General features: G+C 53.9%; 23 protein-coding genes. 4 read left to right on the forward strand and 19 right to left on the reverse strand.

Translation table 11 applies throughout. The features are described 5' to 3' along the window. The first annotated feature begins 439 nt into the window (after nucleotides 1-439). Nucleotides 440-1,921, forward strand: coding sequence for an amidohydrolase family protein (locus BMZ14_RS06125; RefSeq protein WP_074795856.1), 1,482 nt, complete (start codon nucleotides 440-442; stop codon nucleotides 1,919-1,921). Between the two features lie 22 nt (nucleotides 1,922-1,943). Then, entirely contained in the window at nucleotides 1,944-2,372 is a 429-nt protein-coding gene (locus BMZ14_RS06130) for a pyrimidine dimer DNA glycosylase/endonuclease V (RefSeq protein ID WP_074795858.1), read from the forward strand. Here BMZ14_RS06130 and BMZ14_RS06135 read toward each other — a convergent pair. From BMZ14_RS06135 to BMZ14_RS06145, 3 genes are all read right to left on the reverse strand, one after another. Further along, nucleotides 2,369-3,706 carry a CapA family protein gene (locus tag BMZ14_RS06135; protein WP_083396685.1) on the reverse strand — a complete coding sequence of 446 codons (1,338 nt, stop codon included), beginning with the start codon at nucleotides 3,704-3,706 and terminating at the stop codon, nucleotides 2,369-2,371. The genes BMZ14_RS06130 and BMZ14_RS06135 overlap by 4 nt on opposite strands. Before the next feature lie 92 nt (nucleotides 3,707-3,798). Continuing rightward, entirely contained in the window at nucleotides 3,799-4,770 is a 972-nt protein-coding gene (locus BMZ14_RS06140) for an SGNH/GDSL hydrolase family protein (protein WP_074795860.1), read from the reverse strand. A 97-nt stretch (nucleotides 4,771-4,867) separates the two neighbouring features. Next, complete coding sequence (locus BMZ14_RS06145) at nucleotides 4,868-6,400, reverse strand: peroxidase family protein (protein WP_074795862.1); 1,533 nt, start codon at nucleotides 6,398-6,400, stop codon at nucleotides 4,868-4,870. Nucleotides 6,401-6,700: 300 nt separating this feature from the next. On the opposite strand from BMZ14_RS06145, the gene BMZ14_RS06150 reads away from it, so the two are divergent. Further along, nucleotides 6,701-7,159: an EVE domain-containing protein gene (locus BMZ14_RS06150; RefSeq protein WP_074795864.1), complete on the forward strand. Its 459-nt coding sequence runs from the start codon at nucleotides 6,701-6,703 to the stop codon at nucleotides 7,157-7,159. Nucleotides 7,160-7,237: 78 nt separating this feature from the next. Further along, entirely contained in the window at nucleotides 7,238-8,035 is a 798-nt protein-coding gene (locus tag BMZ14_RS06155) for a sulfite exporter TauE/SafE family protein (RefSeq protein WP_074795866.1), read from the forward strand. 58 nt (nucleotides 8,036-8,093) lie between these two features. Here the strand turns inward: BMZ14_RS06155 and BMZ14_RS06160 are convergent, their stop codons facing one another. The 16 genes from BMZ14_RS06160 to BMZ14_RS06235 all read right to left on the reverse strand — a co-directional run bounded on the left by BMZ14_RS06160 (nucleotide 8,094) and on the right by BMZ14_RS06235 (nucleotide 21,747). Continuing rightward, nucleotides 8,094-8,984 carry a phosphoribosylaminoimidazolesuccinocarboxamide synthase gene (locus BMZ14_RS06160; RefSeq protein ID WP_074795868.1) on the reverse strand — a complete coding sequence of 297 codons (891 nt, stop codon included), beginning with the start codon at nucleotides 8,982-8,984 and terminating at the stop codon, nucleotides 8,094-8,096. 40 nt (nucleotides 8,985-9,024) lie between these two features. Continuing rightward, complete coding sequence (locus BMZ14_RS06165) at nucleotides 9,025-10,185, reverse strand: 5-(carboxyamino)imidazole ribonucleotide synthase (RefSeq protein ID WP_074795870.1); 1,161 nt, start codon at nucleotides 10,183-10,185, stop codon at nucleotides 9,025-9,027. Next, complete coding sequence (gene purE / locus BMZ14_RS06170) at nucleotides 10,182-10,673, reverse strand: 5-(carboxyamino)imidazole ribonucleotide mutase (RefSeq protein WP_074795872.1); 492 nt, start codon at nucleotides 10,671-10,673, stop codon at nucleotides 10,182-10,184. The genes BMZ14_RS06165 and purE overlap by 4 nt, the downstream gene beginning before the upstream one ends. A gap of 13 nt (nucleotides 10,674-10,686) precedes the next feature. Continuing rightward, a complete protein-coding gene (locus BMZ14_RS06175; protein ID WP_074795874.1) occupies nucleotides 10,687-11,133 on the reverse strand; it encodes a phosphate-starvation-inducible protein PsiE in 447 nt (148 codons plus the stop codon). 122 nt (nucleotides 11,134-11,255) lie between these two features. After that, on the reverse strand, nucleotides 11,256-12,047 hold the full coding sequence (locus BMZ14_RS06180) for an HAD family hydrolase (RefSeq protein WP_074796500.1): 792 nt from the start codon (nucleotides 12,045-12,047) through the stop codon (nucleotides 11,256-11,258). Next, nucleotides 12,028-13,101 carry an L-threonylcarbamoyladenylate synthase gene (locus BMZ14_RS06185; protein ID WP_074795876.1) on the reverse strand — a complete coding sequence of 358 codons (1,074 nt, stop codon included), beginning with the start codon at nucleotides 13,099-13,101 and terminating at the stop codon, nucleotides 12,028-12,030. The genes BMZ14_RS06180 and BMZ14_RS06185 overlap by 20 nt, the downstream gene beginning before the upstream one ends. Continuing rightward, the gene (locus BMZ14_RS06190; protein ID WP_074795878.1) at nucleotides 13,098-13,850 is read right to left on the reverse strand and encodes an endonuclease/exonuclease/phosphatase family protein; all 753 of its coding nucleotides are present in this window, start codon (nucleotides 13,848-13,850) and stop codon (nucleotides 13,098-13,100) included. The genes BMZ14_RS06185 and BMZ14_RS06190 overlap by 4 nt, the downstream gene beginning before the upstream one ends. A gap of 118 nt (nucleotides 13,851-13,968) precedes the next feature. After that, complete coding sequence (gene nadA, locus BMZ14_RS06195; protein WP_074795880.1) at nucleotides 13,969-15,069, reverse strand: quinolinate synthase NadA; 1,101 nt, start codon at nucleotides 15,067-15,069, stop codon at nucleotides 13,969-13,971. Nucleotides 15,070-15,150: 81 nt separating this feature from the next. Further along, the gene (gene nudB, locus BMZ14_RS06200; protein WP_083396713.1) at nucleotides 15,151-15,618 is read right to left on the reverse strand and encodes a dihydroneopterin triphosphate diphosphatase; all 468 of its coding nucleotides are present in this window, start codon (nucleotides 15,616-15,618) and stop codon (nucleotides 15,151-15,153) included. 108 nt (nucleotides 15,619-15,726) lie between these two features. Beyond that, on the reverse strand, nucleotides 15,727-17,493 hold the full coding sequence (aspS, locus tag BMZ14_RS06205) for an aspartate--tRNA ligase (RefSeq protein ID WP_074795882.1): 1,767 nt from the start codon (nucleotides 17,491-17,493) through the stop codon (nucleotides 15,727-15,729). A 27-nt stretch (nucleotides 17,494-17,520) separates the two neighbouring features. Beyond that, nucleotides 17,521-18,192: a DUF502 domain-containing protein gene (locus BMZ14_RS06210; RefSeq protein ID WP_074795885.1), complete on the reverse strand. Its 672-nt coding sequence runs from the start codon at nucleotides 18,190-18,192 to the stop codon at nucleotides 17,521-17,523. Between the two features lie 21 nt (nucleotides 18,193-18,213). Then, complete coding sequence (locus BMZ14_RS06215) at nucleotides 18,214-18,519, reverse strand: FmdB family zinc ribbon protein (RefSeq protein ID WP_074795887.1); 306 nt, start codon at nucleotides 18,517-18,519, stop codon at nucleotides 18,214-18,216. 222 nt (nucleotides 18,520-18,741) lie between these two features. Beyond that, entirely contained in the window at nucleotides 18,742-18,945 is a 204-nt protein-coding gene (locus BMZ14_RS06220; protein ID WP_074795889.1) for a hypothetical protein, read from the reverse strand. Nucleotides 18,946-19,197: 252 nt separating this feature from the next. Then, entirely contained in the window at nucleotides 19,198-20,289 is a 1,092-nt protein-coding gene (ychF, locus tag BMZ14_RS06225) for a redox-regulated ATPase YchF (RefSeq protein ID WP_074795890.1), read from the reverse strand. Between the two features lie 98 nt (nucleotides 20,290-20,387). After that, nucleotides 20,388-20,963 carry an aminoacyl-tRNA hydrolase gene (pth, locus tag BMZ14_RS06230; RefSeq protein WP_371265613.1) on the reverse strand — a complete coding sequence of 192 codons (576 nt, stop codon included), beginning with the start codon at nucleotides 20,961-20,963 and terminating at the stop codon, nucleotides 20,388-20,390. A gap of 97 nt (nucleotides 20,964-21,060) precedes the next feature. Then, nucleotides 21,061-21,747, reverse strand: a complete 687-nt coding sequence (locus BMZ14_RS06235; protein ID WP_074795892.1) for a 50S ribosomal protein L25/general stress protein Ctc — start codon at nucleotides 21,745-21,747, stop codon at nucleotides 21,061-21,063. Nucleotides 21,748-21,809: the final 62 nt, after the last annotated feature.

Below are 21,809 nucleotides of genomic sequence, written 5' to 3' on the forward strand. Positions count from 1 at the left end.
GAAAACCGCGTAATGCCACCTAGTGAAAACCCGAGCTTATGCAGCCACAGCTTGTGGATAGCGCGAAATCCTGGCGACAAGACTCAGGGGCGCTCTCCGATTAAGCCAGTGTAGATCACACTTCCCAAAAATCAAGAAAGAGCAAAACAGGAATTTGATGGGCATCGCCGTTGACAGGAGTTCACAACCGGATGCTGGAATCGCCGGACCGATTCCCCTCCAGACGTGATTGACTGGAATGCATGCAACAGGATAATGTGAATTGACACCTGCGTAACTTGATCTATAGTTACTTTACCCGAGGGAATTCGCAGCGGTCGAACTTGCCGTTAAGCTGTTGCCAGCAAGTACAACGCCTCCATTGCACGGTGATCCATGCCTTGTTCGCCGGACGAAAGACTTCTTCGTTCCTTATTTGCTCCGTTTCAAAAGGACGCTCATGAACTCTACCAATTGCCGCATCGATCCCGACGGCACGCGCCTCCCTATCAAGCTCGACACGACTTCCAACGGTGAGTTTGAGCCAGTGCCGCTATCGCCTGTGAATCGTGCAGCAAACCATCTGGCTCATGAAGCCGCCGATACAAACGCGAAGCGCCTGGGTGTTTCCCGAAGAAACTTTCTTATCTCCGCTTGCGGCGCTGCCTCAACCCTTCTCGCCTTTAATGCCGCAAACGCCGCGGCGGGCAAAGCAGGCGGTTTCTTCGACCTGCCCGAGGAAGCGGCGCTCGAACCTGCACTCGCTCAAGCGAAAATTGGCGGCGAAGGCGAATTCATTTTCGATGTGCAGGGTCACTTCGTAGACCCGAACGGCGCGTGGCTGCAGAAGCTTGCCCCCGGCGTGAAACCCTTGAGCCAGATGCCCAAGACCGGTTGCGCGCTTGCCTCTGAGCCCGGCGCATATAGTTATCTCCGCTGCCTTGGCCCCGATGAGTTCGTCAAAGATGTCTTTCTGGATTCCGATACCGACATGATGGTGCTTTCCTTTGTCCCTTCCCGGCCTGATGCCGAGCCGCTGACCATCCAGGCAGCGGATGCGGTACGGCAAATTGTTGACAAAATGGAAGGCATGCACCGCCTGCTGATCCATGGGAGGGTCAACCCCAACCAGGCTGCTGATCTTGATTCAATGGATGAGCTAAAGGAGCGTTGGGGTGTATCCGCCTGGAAGACCTACACGCAGTTCGGCCCAGACGGCAAAGGCTACTTTCTATCGGACGATATCGGCACGCGCTTCATCGAGAAGGCGCGCAAGCTCGGCGTCAAGGTGATCTGCGTACACAAGGGCCTACCTTTCGGCAAACGATCCTACGAACACAGCAAATGCACAGATATCGGTGTTGTCGCCAAACGTTTTCCGGATGTTGCTTTCCTCGTCTACCACTCGGGCTTTGTAACCAGTGTTCCCGAACGCGCCTTCGAAGGCAGAGGCGCCGATGACGGCATTGATACGCTGATCCGGTCTCTCGTCGAGAACGGGGTGGCGCCAAATAGTAATGTTTATGCTGAGCTTGGCAGTACCTGGCGCTACCTCATGCGCGACCCGGAAGCGGCGGCGCATGCCCTGGGCAAACTCTTGAAGTACTGTGGTGAGAATAACGTTCTCTGGGGCACGGACTCCATCTGGTATGGCTCCCCGCAGGACCAGATTCAGGCATTTCGCGCGTTTCAGATTGCCCCCGGATTCCGCGCCAGATATGGCTACCCTGAAATGACGCCACAGCTACGGGCCAGCATTTTCGGGCTGAATGCTGCCAAGGTTTATTCGATCAGCCCCAAAGAGGTGAAGAAATATACCAAACGCGACCGTATCGCTCGCGACCGGTTGGCGTACCGCGAACACCCCGAGCCGCATTTCCTGACCTACGGACCGAAAACGCGCCGGGAGTTTCTTAATCTACCCGGGGCTGGACAACCTTAGTTAGTGCTTCCTTTTACCGAACGTGCGGCTCTGGACTCTTCATCCACGCTATCTCGACACTAAAGGGCTGGTCGCGGCATGGAGAGAAGCGCTCCTGGCTCAGCAGGTGTTGTCGGGGTTAACCGCCGGATACAAGCATCATCCTCAACTTATCCGGTTTAGCTTGCATCCTCAGCCGCTTGCAGCAATAGGAACTCTGCTGGCGGGCATTGCTGAGGAAGGCGAGCGACGAGGCTACCAGTTCAACATAACGAAAATTTTAAAGTCAGGAACAGGCTGTCAAATTGAGGAAACTGAAGGGCAACTGCTCTTTGAATGGACTCATCTGCAAGAAAAGCTGGAAAAGCGTGCACCAGCTCTGCATCACCGGCTCAAGAACGTTATAACGCCCGACCCGCATCCATTATTCCGCATTGTTCCTGGGGGGATAAGGGAGTGGGAGAAGTTTTAATTTTTCAAAGCTGACGGACTCGCCTCCCAGCGCAGCGTTAATGTGTTGTCGGCATTTTGCTCCACGGAGGTTCCGAATTTTTTTCCTTCCCGCCTCAAGACATTCCTCAGCCATGAGGCATCGGTTGCAGATGTGTGATTTAGCCTGAAGTTTCTCAGTTGCAGAGGCATCATGGTTAGACTGACCAGTCCGCCTGTTGCCGGGTCTGCACTTGCAAAATACATCAGGGCCAAATCACCTCGATAAGCCTCGTGTCCCGAAATTCCCTCATAATCGTTGAGAAAATCGCCACAGCCGTAGAGAATCAGTTTTCCTTTATAAACTTCGATCCCTTTCACATGGTGAGAGGAGTGGCCGTGAACGATATCAACATCCGCTTCATCGATAAGCTGATGAGCAAATTCCTGTTGACCGCGTGGGACCTCATAGCCCCAGTTACCGCCCCAATGAATCGACGCAACCACGATGTCACCCGGCAATCTCGCTTTTCCGATATTGTCGCCGATGTCCCGGACCGTTGCAGCGGAAAAGTCGGGCAGCATGTTCACCCCCGGTCTGTCGGGCGCAGCAGCCCAGCTCCAGGGTATGCCGCTGGTTTCCGATCCAAACGAGAAGACCAGCACTCTCCCCTTTTCTGGAACGGTCATCACTGCAGGTTGCTGCGCCTCCCGAATACCGCGGCCGGCTCCTGCAATTCTTATATTGGCATCCTTCAACGTTTTCAGCGTCTCCGCAAGCCCCGAATATCCCCAATCCAGAACATGGTTGTTCGCGAGAACGCAACAATCGATATTCGCCGCGGTAATGCAGGGAATGTTGCCGGGATGCATACGATAATTGACTGCCTTGTTTGCCACGTCATCGCTCCGGGTGACGGCAGTTTCCAGATTGATAATGCGCACATCGGGCTTTCTGCGGTCCAGTTCGTCCAGCGCATCGCCCCAGATATAGGGAAAATCGACCGGTCTCGGAATTGGGCCGTTCGCCTCTTCGGCAAGCTTCACGTAGCCGGCCGCACTTTTCATGTAGCCTTCGAAGAGGATAGGGTTACCTGGATGGGGCAAGACCTGGTCGATACCCCTGCCTGTCATGACATCGCCACAGAGAAACATGGTAATCGCGTGAGTGGCTTGTGGATGCCGGCCGCCGGCGTATTGTTCGCTATCCTTCGATGAGCGTCCGGCTTCGGCGGCGTTATCGCCAGTATCGATTGTGGTCGCCTGCGCGCACACTCGCCTGACTGCAATGGTGATCCCCGCAGCTAGCGCATAACCGATAAACTGGCGCCGCTCCAGTTGCTGGTTTATACGTCCCGAATTTTGAGGGCTCTTCATCGCGGAATCACACTCGTCTGCATGTCACGGGTTGGAGGCTGCTAAGAGTGCTGCTGAGGGTTAGTCTGATCATTTCCTCCGGTTGTGGCCAATCAGGGCAGGAGATTAATTTCTTCCGCTAAACGATTAGAAACCAAAGAAAATCCGGCAAAGGATGGATGCAGCTCGTTGGCCCAGTCTTCCTGATAAACCGACAGATCATCACGTAATATACCGCGAAGGTCGACGTATATTACATGCGAAAATTCCGGATGACCTACTATGCTCCGAAGCATGTCGTTGATTCTATCAACGAGTGTTCTCGCCAAACTCATCCTCTCGGGAAGGTCATCAAAACCTTTTTCCCGAAATCCGGGTTCGAGCCAGGGACCAGGGAAGAGGCCCCATCCCCCCAGGAATCCTCTCCCATCCGGAACGGGATAATCGTAACCGTGAATCAGAATTGGAATCTTTCTACCAATAGCTCTATTACAAAGCGTAGTAAGTTCACTCAATATCGTACCGTAAGCGGTGAAGATTCGTTCAATGACACCGTCCACCACCTGGCTGTTTAATCCGCTTATTGGCGATAGCCTGTGATTTAATATCATTCCAAACTCCCTGCCCGCAAAATCGTTACCGCCGCCCGACAAAAGAACAGCCTTGGGGATTTTACTTTCCCTTAATAGCAGTCTTTCCAGGCGCCGTAGAAATTGCACGAGCTGGCCACCATCATAGGCCATATGTTCAACATGGTCCCCTTTGTGCGCAACGGACTCGACATCATATCCATGCTCATCTTCAAGGCAACCCAAGACATCTTTCCATGGGTAATCAAACCAGGAATCGCCCTCTGCCATGAGGGTACCTTTCGATCTCGCATCCCTGAAATTCCTTATGAAATCGGACTCAGGCATGGCTTTCATCTCGGTTAGCGAGTCTATTGGCAAATTTTTTTCGAACTCGTCGAGGGCCACGGCACGTGTTTTTATGGCACCAAGGCGATACTCGAACACTTTCAGTGCCAGGTTCTCGCCTACTTTAATTGCAGCGTCCAGATTGGAACTCGTTGCGCTCGCTGGCATGGCTTTTCTCCTCAATTCATAAATATTCTGATGTTTTTTCGAGTTCAGTTCCTCGTAGGCTGGAAAGCTCTACCAGGAGAAGTGTTTTTGCGGAGCCTTACCCTTCCCTTGCGTTTCCCTCAACAACAGGTTCCCAGTCCGGCAGGGTCAGGCCGATGTGTAAGTCGCCGGACGGGTCGAAACGGGTGTTCCTGTCCACGATATCCCTTAATCTCGACGTATTGTGGATCGCCTTCCACCCGGCGGCGGAAAAAGTATCTTCCTTAAAGACGTATTTGGAGAGCAAGGGATTGGTCAGCGCTTGAGAAAAAGCATCCACGCCAACCATTCTGAGCATCAAGGGTGGTAATGGTGAATTCGGCACAGGATCTTCCGCAAATAAGCCGACGTAAAATTCGACATCTTCTACACGGCCATATGTGTTCCTCAAAAAATCGACCACCCTGACATCCCTGGAAACGTCATCGAAGTGCCGGGGCCTTGGTAGCGACACATATTCCCGATAGTCGGTATAGGGGGCCAACTCCCCAAGGCGTCCTTGATCGATGGCGCGAGCTTCAAGACCCAGCAGCGGGTCAGGGGTATTAAACGGGCCGAGCCGGCCTGCTCGTTGTCCACTTATATCCGTGAATGCCAGACGCAACCCGGCATCCAATAAAAGCTTATTGTTCATGAATGTTTTTTCTACGGCACAGTCATGGCCGTTCCACGTTATCGCATTCGGGACTAGCGAGTGCCACCGATACAGCAAACTGAATTCCGTTGTAATCCAGTTCGGCTTGTTCCATGGCGCATCCCATGCGACTGACGGATCGAGCCGGTATAGACTACGGGGAGAGATATGATTGATATATTCTTCGACGACAATCTTGATGAACAATACGATCACTGTATTTCTTGCTGTCTGAAATACGCGCTCATCATTCCATTGAGGATGGTTTTGTTCGATCTCGCCGGCAAGCCGGTTATGCTCCCGGAGAAATAACGTATTCATCATGGCGATCTGCGGAACGGCGTTTGTTCGATCTCCTCCAAAAGCAAAAATTCGAGCACGCAGTTCTTCCAGGCTCGGCGTATCACCCAGAGTACTATCCATTCCGAGCGGCTTATCGAGGACGGCAAATTCCTCCTTCAGCATGCCGTTATCGAAAAGGAAAGGCGAAAACTCTTCACCTTCGATTAATTGTGACTTCAAACGGCCCCTCTCTCCGGCGTTCTCACTTCGAAGCCGAAGCGCTTCGGTTTGCCGTGGCAACCGCCCGTAAAGCGGACACATGTCAATCTGATGGTTGGAGGTATTTTGTAGCCGGACCTCCTCCGGTTCGCCTGCATCGGGCATGCGCGTGCGAATAAAACCATCGGTCAAATACTGGGCAAATGTTGGAAACAGCAAAGTCGACTTATCGCAAAAGAGAGGATTCTCATCCTGTTGCCTGAAAAGTTCGAGCAGATCCTCGGTTTTTGGAAGATTTGTCGTTTTTTTTGGCGGCAAATGACGTGCGCTCCACCGCTGATCTGTAAGAGAGGTCCACGAGGTATAGTCGTGGACGGTACTCAAGGGATGGGGCCTGTGACGGGAAACATTAATTACACCATTGATCGCCTGCGCGTTCAAATCGTCCGTCGCCATTTTGGATTCTCCTATCCTTCAGATAAGTTCCAAGGTAAATTCAATTACTATCGTTCGTCATCGCTCATAACTCTTTTTGCATTGAGTATCACGGCGAGCCGGGCCAATAGGTAGCGGCAGAGTTTTACGAACTGCATAGCCGACCTCAATTATTAATAGCACAAATATGAGGATGAACATGACGGCTGCTATACTCCTTCCCACCGATCAACTACACCGGCATGGACATCGTATTTTCCATCGGCGAGGTAAAGCCATCAAAATGCGGTATTCCAGCGGCTTTAAAATAATGGATGAAACGTGCGTTACTGGCTGATGAAGTCGGAGCCTTCCGATGTAAGCATCGACGACCTTGCCTCGATGCCGGGCCAAAACGTGGCATGGTATGGTGTGCGCAATTATCAGGCGCGCAATTTCATGCGCGACCAGATGCGCGTCGGGGACGGGGTTTTCTTTTACCATTCAAGTTGCGAACAGCCAGGGATTGCCGGAATCGCCGAGGTCAGCAAGCTCGCCTACCCTGATGCTACTCAATTCGACCCCGGCAGCAAGTATTTCGACTCGAAAGCCGCGCCGCAGAATCCCCGCTGGTTCAATGTGGATGTACGATTTGTAAGAAAAACCCGTTTGATCGGTATCAAGGAGCTACGAGACTATCCCGATCTGGCCACCATGCGAATTCTGCAAAAAGGAAACCGCTTGTCCATCACGCCGGTAGATCCCTCCGAATGGAATTTCATTATGGGAATTCTGCAATGACCTGCTTGCGGCGAGTCTCCCTTTCAAGGGTCTGCGCGCAAGTGCTGAAGCCGGGCAACTATCACGGCAAAGCCTGAAGTGGAGTGGTGGCTTGCCTATCTGCTGCTAGGCATGTTTGTGGGGTTTTTTGCGGGACTGCTGGGTATCGGCGGGGGATTAGTCATGGTTCCTGTGCTCAGCTTTATTTTTAGCGCCCAGCATTTTCCTCCCGAACGCATCCTGCACCTTGCCCTGGGCACCACCATGGCGTCGATCATATTCACTTCGGCTTCCAGCCTGCGTACGCATCACGCTCACCGCGCGGTGAACTGGCAAGTAGTGAAATTTATCACTCCGGGTATCATCCTGGGCACATTGGGTGGTGCGACGGTGGCGGGAATGCTGTCCAGCCGGGTGCTCAGCATTATCGTAGTCGTATTCATTTATTATGCCGCCACGCAAATGTTGCTTGAAATCAAACCGAAACCCAGCCGCACGCTTCCTGGCAGGTGGGGTATGTTCGGAGCGGGCGGCATAATCGGGATGGTTTCCAGCTTCGTCGCGATCGGCGGGGGATTGCTCACGGTGCCGTTTCTTTCCATCTGCAACGTCAGGCTCCAGCACGCGATTGGTACTTCAGCCGCAGTGGGTTTTCCCATCGCTGTAGCGGGTGCTATCGGATATATCGTAAACGGCATGGCGCAACCTCAGCCGCTGCCGGATTATAGCCTCGGGTACGTGCATGTACCGGCGGTAGGCTGGGTCGCGTTAGCGAGCATGTTGACCGCACCCCTCGGCGCAAAAGCAACTCACACCATGCCAACCGCTACGCTCAAGGCAATTTTTGTCGTACTGCTTTACCTGTTGGGGACAAAGATGCTGATAGGACTGTTTTAGCTCAACAAAACTTTCCGCTGGCCCCTGTGTGCGCAGGCTCGTTTTTCCGTCCTGCAAGCTAAGCTGCCAGGCGACTCAGGGCTTCGTGATATTTTTCCCTTGTTTTGGCGAGCACATCGGGGGGCAGGGCAGGCGCGGGTGCTTTCTTGTTCCACTCCTGGGTTTCCAGCCAGTCGCGCACGAACTGTTTATCGTAGCTGGGTGGATTTTTCCCTGGCGCATACTGGTCGGCAGGCCAGAAACGGGACGAGTCGGGCGTCAGGGCCTCGTCTATGAGATAAAGCCTGCCCGCGTCATCCTGGCCGAATTCGAACTTTGTGTCCGCGATGATTATGCCTTTTGCTACCGCATAATCCGCCGCTTCCGTATATAGCGCTATGGCTTTGTCCCGCACTTGCTCCGCCAGCTCCTTGCCCAGCAGTTTTTCCGCTTCGCTGAATGGGATATTTTCGTCATGGGCGCCCTGCTCGGCCTTGGTTGAGGGCGTAAAGACCGCCCCTCCAGGTATCCGGTCGGCTTCCTGTAATCCGGGAGGAAATTTTATCCCGCAGATCATGCCGGTACTTTTATAGTCCTTCCACCCCGAGCCGGCAACGTATCCTCGCACGATGGCTTCTATGAGCAGCGGCTTCAACCGCTTCACCACGAATGCACGGCCAGACACCTGTTCGCGTTCGTCCTTTGCTACGACTGCTTCGGGTGCAATGCCGGTCAGGTGGTTAGGAATAACGTGAGCCAGTTTTTCAAACCAGAAGCTCGATAGAGCAGTGAGCAGCTTTCCCTTCCCCGGCACCGGCGTCGGCAGGATCACGTCGAATGCGGAAAGCCGATCAGTCTGGATGATCAACAGCTTGTCTTCATCAACCGCATATATGTCGCGCACCTTTCCGCGATGCAGGAGAGGCAGGCTTCGTATGTCGGTTTCAAACACCTCGGATTGATCAGCCATTATGTTTGTCTTTTACGAATCTGCCTCGTGAATGCGGGCGTCAGCATTCCAGCGACTGCTTGATTTCCAGCGCAAGCTGCAACGCGGCTTCCGTGCTTTCCGCCAGCACGGTATAGTGTCCCATTTTCCGTCCGTGCCGGGCTTCAAGCTTGCCGTACAAATGCAATTTGACGCAAGGATGCCGCAGCACCTGTTCCCACTTCGGCTCTCCTCCCTGCCACAGATCGCCCAATAAGTTCACCATCACCGCCGCCCCATGCATGGCCGTGCTGCCGAGAGGCATTCCACAAAGAATTCGTACCTGCTGTTCAAACTGCGAGGTAACACAAGCGTCTATGGAGTAATGGCCGCTGTTATGAGGACGAGGAGCAATTTCATTCACCAGCAGCCGGCCATCGGCAAGCACAAAAAACTCCACGCATAATACGCCGCGGTAATCGAGCTTCTCCGCGACGCGAACCGCGATATCCCGCGCGTTTTGTATGATCGCTGGTGATGCACGGGCGGGAATGATGCTGGTATCAAGTATGCCGTCACGATGTTGATTCTCCGATACGGGGAAAGTGGCGACTTCGCCATCGAAACCGCGCGACACGATGACCGACACCTCACTTTCCAACGGCAACAGCTTTTCCAGCACGCATGGCTCCCGGTTCATGCCGATAAACGCCGTGTCGAGTTCTGCTGGATTGCTTACCCTCGCCTGGCCTTTGCCGTCATAACCGAACCGGCTTATTTTAAGAATCCCCGGAAATAATCCGGGAAACAGTTCGGGCCGCTTTTGCTGTATTACTCCGTCCGGATTATGGATATTTGACGAATTCTGAATTACCGCATAAGGCGCAACTCCGAACCCGTTGGCTGCGAGAAAGTTCTTTTCAAGAATACGATTCTGGGCAACCGCAACGCTGCTCGCGGCTGGACTGACGACGCAAGGTTCAGCCAGTGTTCTTAGCGATTCGGCCGGCACATTTTCAAACTCGGTAGTAACCCCCGCACAGGTGGACCCAAGCTCACGCAATGCGTCGCTGTCAAGATAATCGGCATGCAAATGCCGGTCGGCCACGCTGCTGGCGGGGCCGCCATCGGCTGGATCGAGCACGGTGACGCGATAGCCCATGCTTTGCGCTGCCATAGTGAACATGCGCCCGAGCTGGCCGCCTCCGAGGAGGCCCAGCATAGCTCCCGGCTTGATGCTCATAACCCGGGAAGTGTCATTGCCGCAACGCTGGCTGTCTGGGTCCGGCGAAATTCGACGAGAAGGCCCGCTAGTTTTGTATCTTCTACCGCCAGCATCGCAACGGCAAACAGCGCGGCATTGGATGCGCCCGCCTCGCCGATGGCAAAGGTCGCGACAGGGATGCCCCTGGGCATCTGGACAATGGAAAGAAGCGAATCGATGCCCTGAAGCTGCCGGGAGACGACCGGCACGCCCAGCACGGGCAGCGTGGTTTTGGCGGCAATCATTCCGGGCAGGTGCGCGGCGCCGCCTGCGCCGGCGATAATGCATTTGAGTCCTCGTTCGATCGCCGTTTCCGCATATTCGAACATGCGATCCGGCGTGCGATGGGCGGAAACCACCTCGGTCTCATAAGATACATTGAAATCATTCAATATACCTGCCGCGTGCTTCATGACCTCCCAGTCGCTGCTGCTACCCATGATGACGCCTACCAGAGGATTGTTCATTGGAGGGAGGCCATCATTCGCGGAGATTGGTTTTCTTGGAAGCCTCCGCCAGATCCTCCAGGTCTTCCAGATAGGGGTAACGCACGTGCCCGTAGCGGATGGCCAACACCGCTACCGCGATCAGCACGATTGAGCCGGAGACGCCAAGGAGACGCATGTTGTCCATTTCCTTGATATCCACCGTCACGTAGCGCGCCATCGCCACCATGGCGATATAAAGAGGGAATCGGACAGGCAGCTTGCCTGACTCGAAATACAAGCCCACCATTGTCAGTATTTCCAGGTAGAGAAACATGAGCAGCAGGTCCGCCAGCGTAACCCTGCCATTGTGGATCATCAGCATGGTTTCCTGGTAACCTGCAAATATTGTGGCAAGCGCGATCACGATTAGCCCCGCACCCTCAAAAAGGTGAAGCACCCTGCGCGAATAGTTGGCTGTACGGATACGAGTACTAGGCATTTAGCATTTAGCTTTTTTCTTGTCGGGAACCGTTCAGAGTAAGCAGTGTCAATACTACCTCTTCCAGATGACAATTCCAATTTCGATTGAACCTGCAAACAAGCCTTTGATTATTTTCTCCGCTAGGCTTTCAGTTTTAACAGCAGTTCCACGTCCACCCAGCCGCTTTGCGGCACACCCCCTTCAAGTACGGTGAATGGTTGGGTTGGCTCGCCCAGATCCGACAAGACAGCCGACGCTCCACGAAAGTCCTGCGACCGTGTGTAATCGCTAACCGTGACCAAGGTGTCAAGCCCGGCAGCAAGGGATGCTTTCAGCCCGTTTTCCGAATCTTCTATTGCCATGCACTGTTCCGCGGGCAAGCCCAATTGCTCAAGCACCCAATGGTAAATATCCGGTTCGGGTTTTTTTCGCGGAACGATATCTCCCGCGCCAATAACATCAAACCAGCCGGGAGAATCTTCCCCGAGAGCAGACCTTAAAAGCGCGGTTACGTTTTCAGGTGTCGTGGTGGTTGCAATGGCAATTTTTATGTTTCTATCACGCAAATGCTGGATCAGGCGAGCGACTCCCGGGCGTAAAGGAATCCCGCCGCTTTCGAGCAAGCTCACGTAATGCTTTGTTTTAACCCTGTGCAGGCCGGCAATCCAATCATCAAGTCCGCTTCTACCGAGTTCGGCTGGAACATATTTCTCCATGAAATGACGAATGCGTTCTTTGCCTCCGGTAATGGCAAGCAACTCGCCGTAAAGCTCCACGCTCCAATCCCAATCAAGGCCGGATTCTTTGAACGCGGCATTGAAAGCGGGGCGGTGACCATCACGCTCCGTATCGGCCAACGTGCCGTCAACATCAAAGACGACAGCACGAACTGCACTGTCCGCATAATCCTTGCTATCCACTGGTGGTTTCATTTGCAGCATTCCTGGCTCCTCGCACGGAGTCGTTCTCATCGATTTGAAATTTGAAGTCCGAAATGCAGCTCGCGCGCTGTAATCGATCCCTGATTGCCACCCATCCCGTTTCATCGGGCGGTGTTTCCACCAATAAAAAGTCAAATCCTTGCTGGTCAAGCTGTCTCAAAGCTGCGTATAGCTGGCGGCCATATCCTTCTGGTTCCGCAGGCATGGAAAAATATACGACCTTTTCATTCTTTCCGATATCCGGTGGGAAGTGTTGATCCGACCATCCGATTAACGCTACGCGCAAGCCTTTTAACACCAGGCTCCCAAACTGGTGCCCGATGCTTTCCTGCGACACTAGCCCCAACGGGGTTAACGGGGCGTAATGAGAAGAAAGTGAGCCCGGTACGCGTGTGGTACGTTTCGCTCCCTCGGCAACGACAACCTTTCCATTCAGTACTTCTGCCAGCGCCGCAAGCGGGATACCGCCAGGCCGTAAGATGATGGCGGTTTCGCCTTCAAAGCCGACAATGGTACTTTCAAGACCGACTCTGCACGGCCCGCCATCCAGAATCATGTCTACTGCTTCGCCCAACTCCTCGCGCACATGGGCGGCTGTCGTGGGACTTATCCGACCGAACCGGTTGGCCGACGGCGCAGCCAGCGCTCGTTCAGGTCCCAGCGCGCCCAGCAAGGCAAGCGCGACAGGGTGGTCCGGCACGCGTAATCCAACCGTGTCCTGACCTCCCGTTACATTTTCCGGTACACACGGACTGCGCGGCAATATCAGCGTCAATGGCCCCGGCCAGAAGTGTTCGGCCAGCCGCCAAGCCTGTTCCGGTACATGTCGCGCCCAGCGGGGCAAGCACGACGAGCCCGCCATGTGAACAATGAGCGGGTGATCCGACGGGCGTTTTTTGATCTCGAATATGCGTCGCACCGCGGTCGGGTTTGAGATATCCGCACCGAGCCCGTAAACGGTTTCCGTCGGGAAAGCCACGGTGCCGCCTGCTTTTAGCCGGGCAGCAGCGGCAGCAATCTCACTATGTAATTGCGGCGTTGTCATCTACGTATCATCTGCGCCGACAGCACCGCATGATCGGAAATTTTTGACCAGGGATGCCCCTGATGCACCTGTGCCTTCTCGACGTGAAAACCGCGCACATAGATGCGGTCGAGACGAAATAGCGGTAGCACGGAGGGAAAACTGCGCGCCACTCTCCCCCCCGTCAGTTCGAATGCTTCCATCAGTTCAAGCCGTTTAACCAGAATCCCGCTGGCCAATTCGCGCCAATCATTGAAATCCCCGGCAATAACCAGGGGTGCATGCCTCGGGACCAGCCGCTCGATATGCTGTTCCAGCGCTTGTAACTGCTGTGATTGTCCGCGCTTGAACAGTCCCAGGTGAACACATATGCAATGCAGGTTTTCCGGCCACTCGGGAAGGAGTATCTCGCAATGCAGCAGGCCGCGGCTCTCGAAACGATGCGCGGAAACATCCACATTATCCCAGCGCACGATGGGGTAACGGCTCAAGATAGCATTGCCGTGATGTCCTTCATCGTACACGGCATTTTTTCCATATGCAAAATCCGGCCAGATCGAGTCTGCCAGAAACTCATATTGGGGATTGCGCGGCCAGTTCTCGAAACGCGCAGCGTGTCCCTTGTGCTGGCCGACCACTTCCTGCAAAAAAATGATATCAGCATCGAGCGCGCGCAGATTGTCACGCAGCTGATGCAGCATCACCCGCCGGTTGAAATGAGAGAAGCCTTTGTGAATATTGTAGGTGGCGATATGCAGCTTATCGAGCATATATAATGAATGTCAGGCTAAGCCAGAACTTTGCCCGGAAGCGTGTATGGACATTCAAAAGGCATATCGCTTGCAGATATCGGATTTGGATCAATCGTGGCGAAACAGCACGCTTCCATTATCGAGATACCTCCAGCATCCGCTGCAAAGCCTGCTTTGCAAGTACCGCGTCATCCGCCGGCACCTTGATCTGATTCACCACCTTTCCTGCCACCAGATTTTCCAGCGCCCACGCCAGATGCTGCGGATCAATGCGGGCCATGGTGGAGCACATGCAGATCGTGGACGCCATGAATTGCACTATTTTACCTTGCGGCTTGAACTCCTCCGCTATCCGGCTTACCAGGTTCAACTCCGTGCCCACCAGCCAGCGGGTTCCTGCCTCCGCTTCGCGGATAGTTCTGATAATGTAATCCGTGGAGCCCACATAGTCGGAATTCTTACATACCTCGAAACTACATTCGGGATGTGAAATCACCTTTCCGTCAGGATGCTGATTGCGAAACCGCAGTATATGCTGCGGTTGAAACATCTGGTGCACGGAACAATGCCCTTTCCACAGCAGGATTCTGGCCTTTTTGATTTGCTCCGGGGTGAGCCCTCCCATCGGCTCATCGAAGTCCCAAACGGCCATCTCATCCATGGGAATTCCCAGCTGATGGCCGCTCCAGCGTCCCAGGTGCTGATCCGGAAAAAACAGCACTTTTTCGCGGCGCGAAAATGACCATTGCAAAATCTTTACCGCATTGCTGGAAGTGCAAACGATGCCGCCGTGCTCGCCACAGAACGCCTTAAGGTCGGCGGCGGAATTAATGTAGGTTACCGGCGTAACCGACTCATCAGGATCAACCACTTCCGACAACTCGTGCCAGGCACGCTCAACCTTGAAACGGCTCGCCATATCCGCCATCGAGCAGCCGGCGGAAAGGTCGGGCAGAATGGCGACCTGCTCAGGTTTGGAAAGGATGTCGGCGACCTCTGCCATGAAATGCACGCCGCAGAATACAAGATAATCCGCATCCGTTCCCGCGGCAAGCCGCGAGAGTTGCAGCGAATCGCCGGTGAGATCGGCATGTTTATAAACGTCCGCGCGCTGATAATGGTGCGCGAGTATCACGGCGCGCTTTCCCAACACGGCCTTGGCCTCCCTGATGCGCTGCTCGCAGTCATCATCTCTCAAGTTGTCGAAACGCTCAAATGCAATGGCCTCTGCTTGCATGGCTACTCCCGTTTTTCCTTTAAAAACCGTAAGTAAGATGTGATGTTGGACAAAAAAACCACACGGCGGTTCGGTCAGGTCTCAAGTACGGCGGCTCTCGCCCCGATCACTTCCTGTGCTCCTGTCGGCCAATCTTCGTATCGCATCCGCATTGCTGGGGGAAAAGACTTTTTCTGCCGCCTCCCGCCAGGGCAACCACATATAGCACAGGTGCTCTCGCGCCGCTACCGAAACGGGGACAGCTTCCGGCACCAGCAAGCCGAACACATGCTCGGTATTGTGGGTAACTGTCGGCGCATAACGCCAACGCCATTCTTCATAAATCTCATAACGGTTTTGAATGCTCCAGTCAGTCAACTGGCAGCGACTGGCATCGAGTCCCGTTTCTTCAGCAACTTCCCGCACCGCCGTTTGCCACAATGTCTCGTCCTGGTTCTGGCTCCCCGTTACCGACTGCCAATAACCAGGATGATCGGCCCGCTCGAGCAACAGAACCTGCAAATCGGGCGTGTGGATAATGACAAGGACAGAAACCGGCGTTTTATAGATTTTCACTGCGAAGGTACCGCAACGAATAGAGGTTGGAAAATCATCCGGCTCCCGGACGTTGTTGTTTATCCGGATCCCCACGTTTCCATGCTTTTATAATCTGTCGACTTACATGTTGCGAAGCTTGATGTGCAGTTCCCGCAACTGTTTTTCACCCACTGCGCTCGGTGCATGCGTCAGCAAACACTGCGCACGCTGCGTCTTGGGAAAGGCTATCACCTCACGAATTGATTCAGCCCCCGCCATCATGGTAACGATACGGTCAAGACCAAACGCGATACCACCATGCGGCGGCGCGCCGTATTGCAGCGCTTCCAGTAAAAAGCCAAATTTTTCATTTGCCTCGTCGGCCCCGATATTCAAAGCCCGGAATACTTTCGACTGTACTTCCTGACGATGAATACGTACAGAACCTCCGCCGATTTCCGATCCGTTCAGCACCATGTCGTAGGCCCGGGACAAAGCCTTGCCGGGATCAGTCTCAAGCAGGTCCTCGTGACCATCTGCAGGCGAGGTAAACGGATGATGCAGCGCTTTCCAGCGATTTTCTTCTTCATCGCGCTCGAACATCGGAAAATCAACAACCCAAAGCGGCTTCCAGGCAGACTCGGCAAATCCCCGATCATGACCTACCTTGGCCCGTAGTGCGCCCAGTGCCTCATTTACCACCTGGGACTTGTCCGCCCCAAAGAATATGAGGTCGCCATCCTTTGCGCCGCTGCGCTCCAGAATAATTCGCACTACCGGCTCCGGGAGGAATTTCAATATCGGCGATTGCAAGCCTTCCGTACCTTTTTCCAGCGCGTTGACCTTGATATATGCAAGACCCTTAGCACCGTAGATCGCTACAAAACTGGTGTAATCATCTATTTCCTTGCGCGATAACGCTCCACCCCCGGGCACCCGGAGTGCCGCTACACGCCCGCCATTTTTGAGCGCAGCCTCGCGGAAGACCTTGAATTCGACATCCTGCATTACATCGGTAAGGTCGGTCAAAACCAGCGGGACCCGAAGATCCGGCTTGTCGGAGCCGTACTTGAACATCGCTTCAGCATGCGTCAGGCGCGGGAAAGGATTTGGCAGGTCAATATTCATTACATTTTTGAATACCCCGCAAATCATTTCCTCCATTAGCGCCATGATTTGAGTTTCATTCAGGAAAGACGTCTCGATATCGATCTGCGTGAATTCAGGCTGGCGATCCGCACGCAGGTCTTCGTCGCGAAAGCATTTGGTGATCTGGTAGTAACGATCGAAACCCGCCACCATCAGCAACTGCTTGAACAATTGAGGCGATTGAGGAAGTGCAAAGAAATGACCGGTATTGACGCGAGATGGCACCAGGTAATCCCGGGCACCCTCTGGCGTCGATTTGGTGAGCATCGGCGTTTCCACATCGATAAAACCGTGCTGATCGAGAAATACGCGGACCGCCATCGCCACCTTGTAGCGCAACCGCAAGTTTGCCTGCATCTGCGGACGCCGCAGATCGAGATAGCGGTGCTCCAGCCGCACGGCTTCGCTCAAGTTTTCGTCGTCCATCAGAAACGGCGGCGTCAGCGAGGCATTGAGGATCTCGATGGACTGCACCAGCACCTCTATTTCGCCACTGACGAGATTAGGATTAGCTGTTCCGGCCGGCCTAGGCCGCACCTTGCCCGTGACCCTCAGCACAAACTCATTGCGAATTTTCTCCGCAATCTGAAAAGCTGGCGCATTGTCAGGGTCGCAGACGACCTGCACCAGGCCCTCGCGGTCCCTAAGATCAATAAAAATGACGCCACCATGATCGCGGCGACGGTGCACCCAACCGTAAAGGGTTACCGCCTGATCAAGGTATTGGGCATTAATGAGGCCGCAGTAATTAGTGCGCATGAAGAGTTCGCAACCAGAAAAGTAGCGTCAGGGCTTATCGCTTGACGCGGGAGTGACCGAGCCGGTGCCGTGCAGCAATACGGCTTGTGAGGGGCTGGGGTGTTTCTTGCCGTTACCGGGCACAACCACGCCCATGGAAATAATGTATTTCAACGCTGCGTCCACGCTCATGTCCAGCTCAATCACATCACTTTTTGGCATCATCAGGAAAAAACCTGAGGTTGGGTTAGGAGTGGTGGGTACATAAACGCTCACATACTCCCCCTTGAGATGATTGACGACATCTCCACCCGGGTGGCCCGTCATGAACGCGATAGTCCATGAACCCTTACGCGGGTATTGCACCAGCAGCGCCTTGCGAAAAGCTTCACCCTGACTGGAGAAAAGCGTGTCACTGACCTGCTTGACGCCATAGTAGATCGATTTCACTACCGGAATGCGCCACAACACGCCCTCCCAGAAAATCACCAGCCGCTGGCCTATGATATTGGTCGTGAGCAGACCTGTAAGGAAAACAACCAGCAATGTCAGCACTACGCCCATGCCGGGAACATAGATGCCGACCAGGGCTTCGGGATGAAGGCCGGCCGGCAAGAGCAACAGCGACTGGTCCATCGTGCTGATCAGAAATTTCAACGCCCAGGCCGTGATGCCGAGAGGCACCCAAATCAGAAGACCGGTGATGAAATAGCGTTTCATGTTAAGCGATATCGCCCTGATTTAGTCAGTGGTGGAAGCAGGGCAAGCGGCGCCGGCCGCCGGCGTGGGCGGTGATGCTGGAGCAGCGGTTTCGCTCTTCGCAGCCGCTGGCGCTTCTGTATTGGCCGCGGATTTCGGCTTCTGGCCATTCTTGAAATCGGTAGCGTACCAACCGCTGCCCTTCAACTGAAAACCCGCGGCGGAGATAAGCTTGGCATAGGCATCACTGCCACATGCGGGACAAGCCGCCACAGGCGCATCATTCACCTTCTGCAAATATTCCTTTTCAAAACCACAGGACCCGCAACGGTATTCATAAATCGGCATGACAACCCTCCAACAAAGCGGAATTGAAAAAAATGGAATTATACCTCAACCACTTGCTTAACCGGAAAATATGGGCTACAGGTGGAATTACAAGGTATGGATGCGGCAGGAGCAACAATGATGGCGAGATAGCGGATTTGTAGATTTTATAGATGAGAAAAAACGTTCTACAGAAACACTGACCGTTGAGTAAAAGCAAATTTAAAATAGGCGGGCGCCTATTTACGCTGGTAGCTGCACATTCACCGTGTAATCATCCCGGTTGTGTGAGCGATATGGAGTCTCCTCACAAAACCGAATAAACGCCAGATCTCCAGCTACACTTTCCGAGCTGGCTTCGATATCGTAAGCAGCAAGAATGCCGCTGAAATTGGGCCCATCATTTATCGACGGCTCAATGGGTGTAATCAGTACTTTGTATCGCACAACTCCTCCCTGTCTATCTGCCGTATTAATTCAAGTACAACTGTCTGCCCAGCGCTGCAATTACAGTATAGGCAATAATCGGAGGTCTGTGTTTTCACTATCTCCTTACCGAATGGGGCGTATCATTCGACCCATTTACACCCATTTTTTAAGTTGCCCGCAGAAATCCATGCCATTCGAACGGATCGGCTGATCGATCTGAATACCGTACCGATAGGGCGCTATGAAGCGTGCTGAGCGGATGGATTTCGATTAGACGTTAAACCGAAAATGCATCACATCCCCGTCCTTGACCACATATTCTTTCCCTTCCAGCCGCATCTTTCCGGCTTCCTTTGCGCCCTGTTCACCCTTGCAGGCGATGAATTCGTCATACGCAATGACTTCGGCGCGGATGAAGCCTTTCTCGAAATCGGTGTGAATTACTGCAGCCGCCTGTGGAGCGGTGTCGCCTTTTGATATGGTCCAGGCCCGCACCTCTTTCACGCCTGCAGTGAAATAGGTTTGCAGACCCAGCAGCTGGTAGGCAGCGCGCACCAGGCGGTTCAATCCCGGTTCTTCCAGGTTCATGTCAGCGAGGAAAATCTGCTTGTCCTCGTCCGGCATCTCCGCGATTTCAGATTCGAGGGCCGCACAGATTGCTACTACGGGCGCGCCTTCTCGAGCGGCATATTCTTCCACACGGGCAAGCAGCGGATTATCAGTGAACCCCTTCTCGTCGACGTTGGCAACGTAGATAGCCGGTTTGGCGGTCAGCAGGCACAGCGGCTTCAGTAATTGCTGTTGTTCCTTGTCAAGCCCCAGGCTTCTGACGGGTTTCCCCTGGTCGAGGTGCGCCCGTGTCGCCTCCAGCAGCGCCACGAGCTTGGTTGCGTCCTTATCGCCGGACCTGGCCAGCTTGGTTTCGCGGTGCAGCGACTTTTCCACTGTCGCAAGGTCGGCCAATGCCAGTTCAGTCTGTATGGTTTCGATATCCGAGACCGGGTCGACTGCGCCGGCGACGTGTACGACGTTATCATTCACAAAGCAGCGAACCATGTTGACGATGCCGTCTGTCTCGCGGATGGTGGCAAGAAACTTGTTGCCCAGCCCCTCGCCCTTGGATGCGCCAGCGACAAGACCGGCGATATCAACGAACTCGACAATGGCGGGCTGCACCTTTTGCGGCTTGACGATGGCGGAAAGCGCAGCTAAACGCTTATCGGGGACCTCGACTATGCCGACATTGGGCTCGATGGTGCAGAAGGGATAATTTTCCGCGGCTATGCCGGCCTTGGTCAGTGCATTGAATAGAGTGGACTTCCCCACGTTGGGCAAGCCAACGATACCGCATTTCAGGCTCATAAGTTTTTCGAACTGTAAAGATTGGAAGATTTCAGGCCAAATCAATCCTGAAATGTAAAAGATGAGATGAACCGCGGGTCTCTCTCAAGACTTGCCGTTCATTCCTTACTTTTAGTATGTAATTTCATCATCGCCGCCTGGCAATTACCCTCCGCGATCAGCGGCCAGACTTCCAAGCTGCGGTGGATGGCCTCGTCTATCAGCGCCGCTTCTTCCCTGCGAGGAGGCTGCAATACGTAATTCACCACTGCATTTTTGTCGCCCGGATGACCGATACCGATGCGCAGGCGCCAAAATTCCCGGGTCGCAAGATGAGCAGCGATGTCCTTCAAGCCATTGTGGCCGCCAAGCCCGCCGTCCAGCTTCAACCTGGAGGTTCCAGGCGGCAAATCCAGTTCATCATGGATCACAAGGATCTCTTCAGGCTGGATTTTATAAAACCGGCACAAGGCTGCAACCGCCCTCCCGCTGGCGTTCATGTAAGTCTGGGGATTGAGCAGCCATAACTCCGAATCTCCCTGTCCGATACGCGCGCACAGGCCATGAAACCGCGCTTCCGCTTTTAATGTGATACGCAATTCGTCAGCGAGACGGGATATCCACCAGGCGCCGGCATTATGACGGGTAGCCGCGTATTCCCTACCGGGATTGCCAAGGCCGACGACGAGCTTCATTAGGCTTATCGAAAAGAAAAAACGCTTCAATTAAAAGGAAAAGCCCGCCGGAACAGACAAGACTCCAGCGGGCCCACATAAATAACAAACCGCGGTATTATTTCTTCTTTCCTGCGTCCTTTTTCTCTCCTTCCTTAGCGACGCCTTCTTTCTTCTGTACCGTGGTCGGGATTTCCCCTGCCGCTACTACGGCAGCTGCTTCCTCGGCCGCGACAGCGCGAGGAATGATGATAGTTGCCACCGGCAAATCATCTCCTTTGGCAAGTGCCGGAACTTCCACACCCTCTGGCAGCTTCAGATCGCTCAAGTGAACGGTATTTCCGGCTGCAAGATCGATCAGATCCACTGAAATGAATTCAGGTAGATCCTTGGGCAAACAGGAAACATCCAGTTCGGTAAGCACGTGGCTGACAATACCGCTTGAAAGCTTCACCCCCGGGCACATCTCCCCGTTTATGAAATGCAGCGGCACTTTCATGTGAACTTTTTTATTCCGGTCGACCCGCTGAAAATCGACATGCAATACTTGAAGCTTGAACGGATGCATTTGTATATCGCGCAACAGAACGGGTTCTCTTTGCCCCTCCACATCCATGGAAAGGATAGAAGCATGGAAGGCTTCCAGCTTGAGCTGATGATAAAGACTGTTATGATCCAGCTCGATGGCTTCCGCAGGATTTTCTCCGCCGTAGATGACTCCCGGCACCTTGCCGGAACCACGCAGGCGGCGGCTCGCACCCTTGCCCTGCAATGTGCGCTTTCTCGCGCTGATTTCGATTTGCATCTGCTTTCTCCAAAATGTGGGTCACCCGCGACCAGGTAACCCGATTAATAAAACTCAAGCCT

The organism is Nitrosospira briensis, assembly GCF_900115125.1.
GTDB lineage: Bacteria > Pseudomonadota > Gammaproteobacteria > Burkholderiales > Nitrosomonadaceae > Nitrosospira > Nitrosospira briensis_A.

Bases quoted from the DNA above. Each gene is read 5' to 3' on its own strand.
- BMZ14_RS06125 (WP_074795856.1), top strand. From the start codon at position 440: ATGAACTCTACCAATTGCCGCATCGATCCCGACGGCACGCGCCTCCCT.
- BMZ14_RS06135 (WP_083396685.1), bottom strand. From the start codon at position 3,706: ATGAAGAGCCCTCAAAATTCGGGACGTATAAACCAGCAACTGGAGCGG.
- BMZ14_RS06140 (WP_074795860.1), bottom strand. From the start codon at position 4,770: ATGCCAGCGAGCGCAACGAGTTCCAATCTGGACGCTGCAATTAAAGTA.
- BMZ14_RS06145 (WP_074795862.1), bottom strand. From the start codon at position 6,400: ATGGCGACGGACGATTTGAACGCGCAGGCGATCAATGGTGTAATTAAT.
- BMZ14_RS06160 (WP_074795868.1), bottom strand. From the start codon at position 8,984: ATGGCTGATCAATCCGAGGTGTTTGAAACCGACATACGAAGCCTGCCT.
- BMZ14_RS06165 (WP_074795870.1), bottom strand. From the start codon at position 10,185: ATGAGCATCAAGCCGGGAGCTATGCTGGGCCTCCTCGGAGGCGGCCAG.
- purE (WP_074795872.1), bottom strand. From the start codon at position 10,673: ATGAACAATCCTCTGGTAGGCGTCATCATGGGTAGCAGCAGCGACTGG.
- BMZ14_RS06175 (WP_074795874.1), bottom strand. From the start codon at position 11,133: ATGCCTAGTACTCGTATCCGTACAGCCAACTATTCGCGCAGGGTGCTT.
- BMZ14_RS06180 (WP_074796500.1), bottom strand. From the start codon at position 12,047: ATGAAACCACCAGTGGATAGCAAGGATTATGCGGACAGTGCAGTTCGT.
- BMZ14_RS06185 (WP_074795876.1), bottom strand. From the start codon at position 13,101: ATGACAACGCCGCAATTACATAGTGAGATTGCTGCCGCTGCTGCCCGG.
- BMZ14_RS06190 (WP_074795878.1), bottom strand. From the start codon at position 13,850: ATGCTCGATAAGCTGCATATCGCCACCTACAATATTCACAAAGGCTTC.
- nadA (WP_074795880.1), bottom strand. From the start codon at position 15,069: ATGCAAGCAGAGGCCATTGCATTTGAGCGTTTCGACAACTTGAGAGAT.
- aspS (WP_074795882.1), bottom strand. From the start codon at position 17,493: ATGCGCACTAATTACTGCGGCCTCATTAATGCCCAATACCTTGATCAG.
- BMZ14_RS06210 (WP_074795885.1), bottom strand. From the start codon at position 18,192: ATGAAACGCTATTTCATCACCGGTCTTCTGATTTGGGTGCCTCTCGGC.
- BMZ14_RS06215 (WP_074795887.1), bottom strand. From the start codon at position 18,519: ATGCCGATTTATGAATACCGTTGCGGGTCCTGTGGTTTTGAAAAGGAA.
- ychF (WP_074795890.1), bottom strand. From the start codon at position 20,289: ATGAGCCTGAAATGCGGTATCGTTGGCTTGCCCAACGTGGGGAAGTCC.
- pth (WP_371265613.1), bottom strand. From the start codon at position 20,963: ATGAAGCTCGTCGTCGGCCTTGGCAATCCCGGTAGGGAATACGCGGCT.
- BMZ14_RS06235 (WP_074795892.1), bottom strand. From the start codon at position 21,747: ATGCAAATCGAAATCAGCGCGAGAAAGCGCACATTGCAGGGCAAGGGT.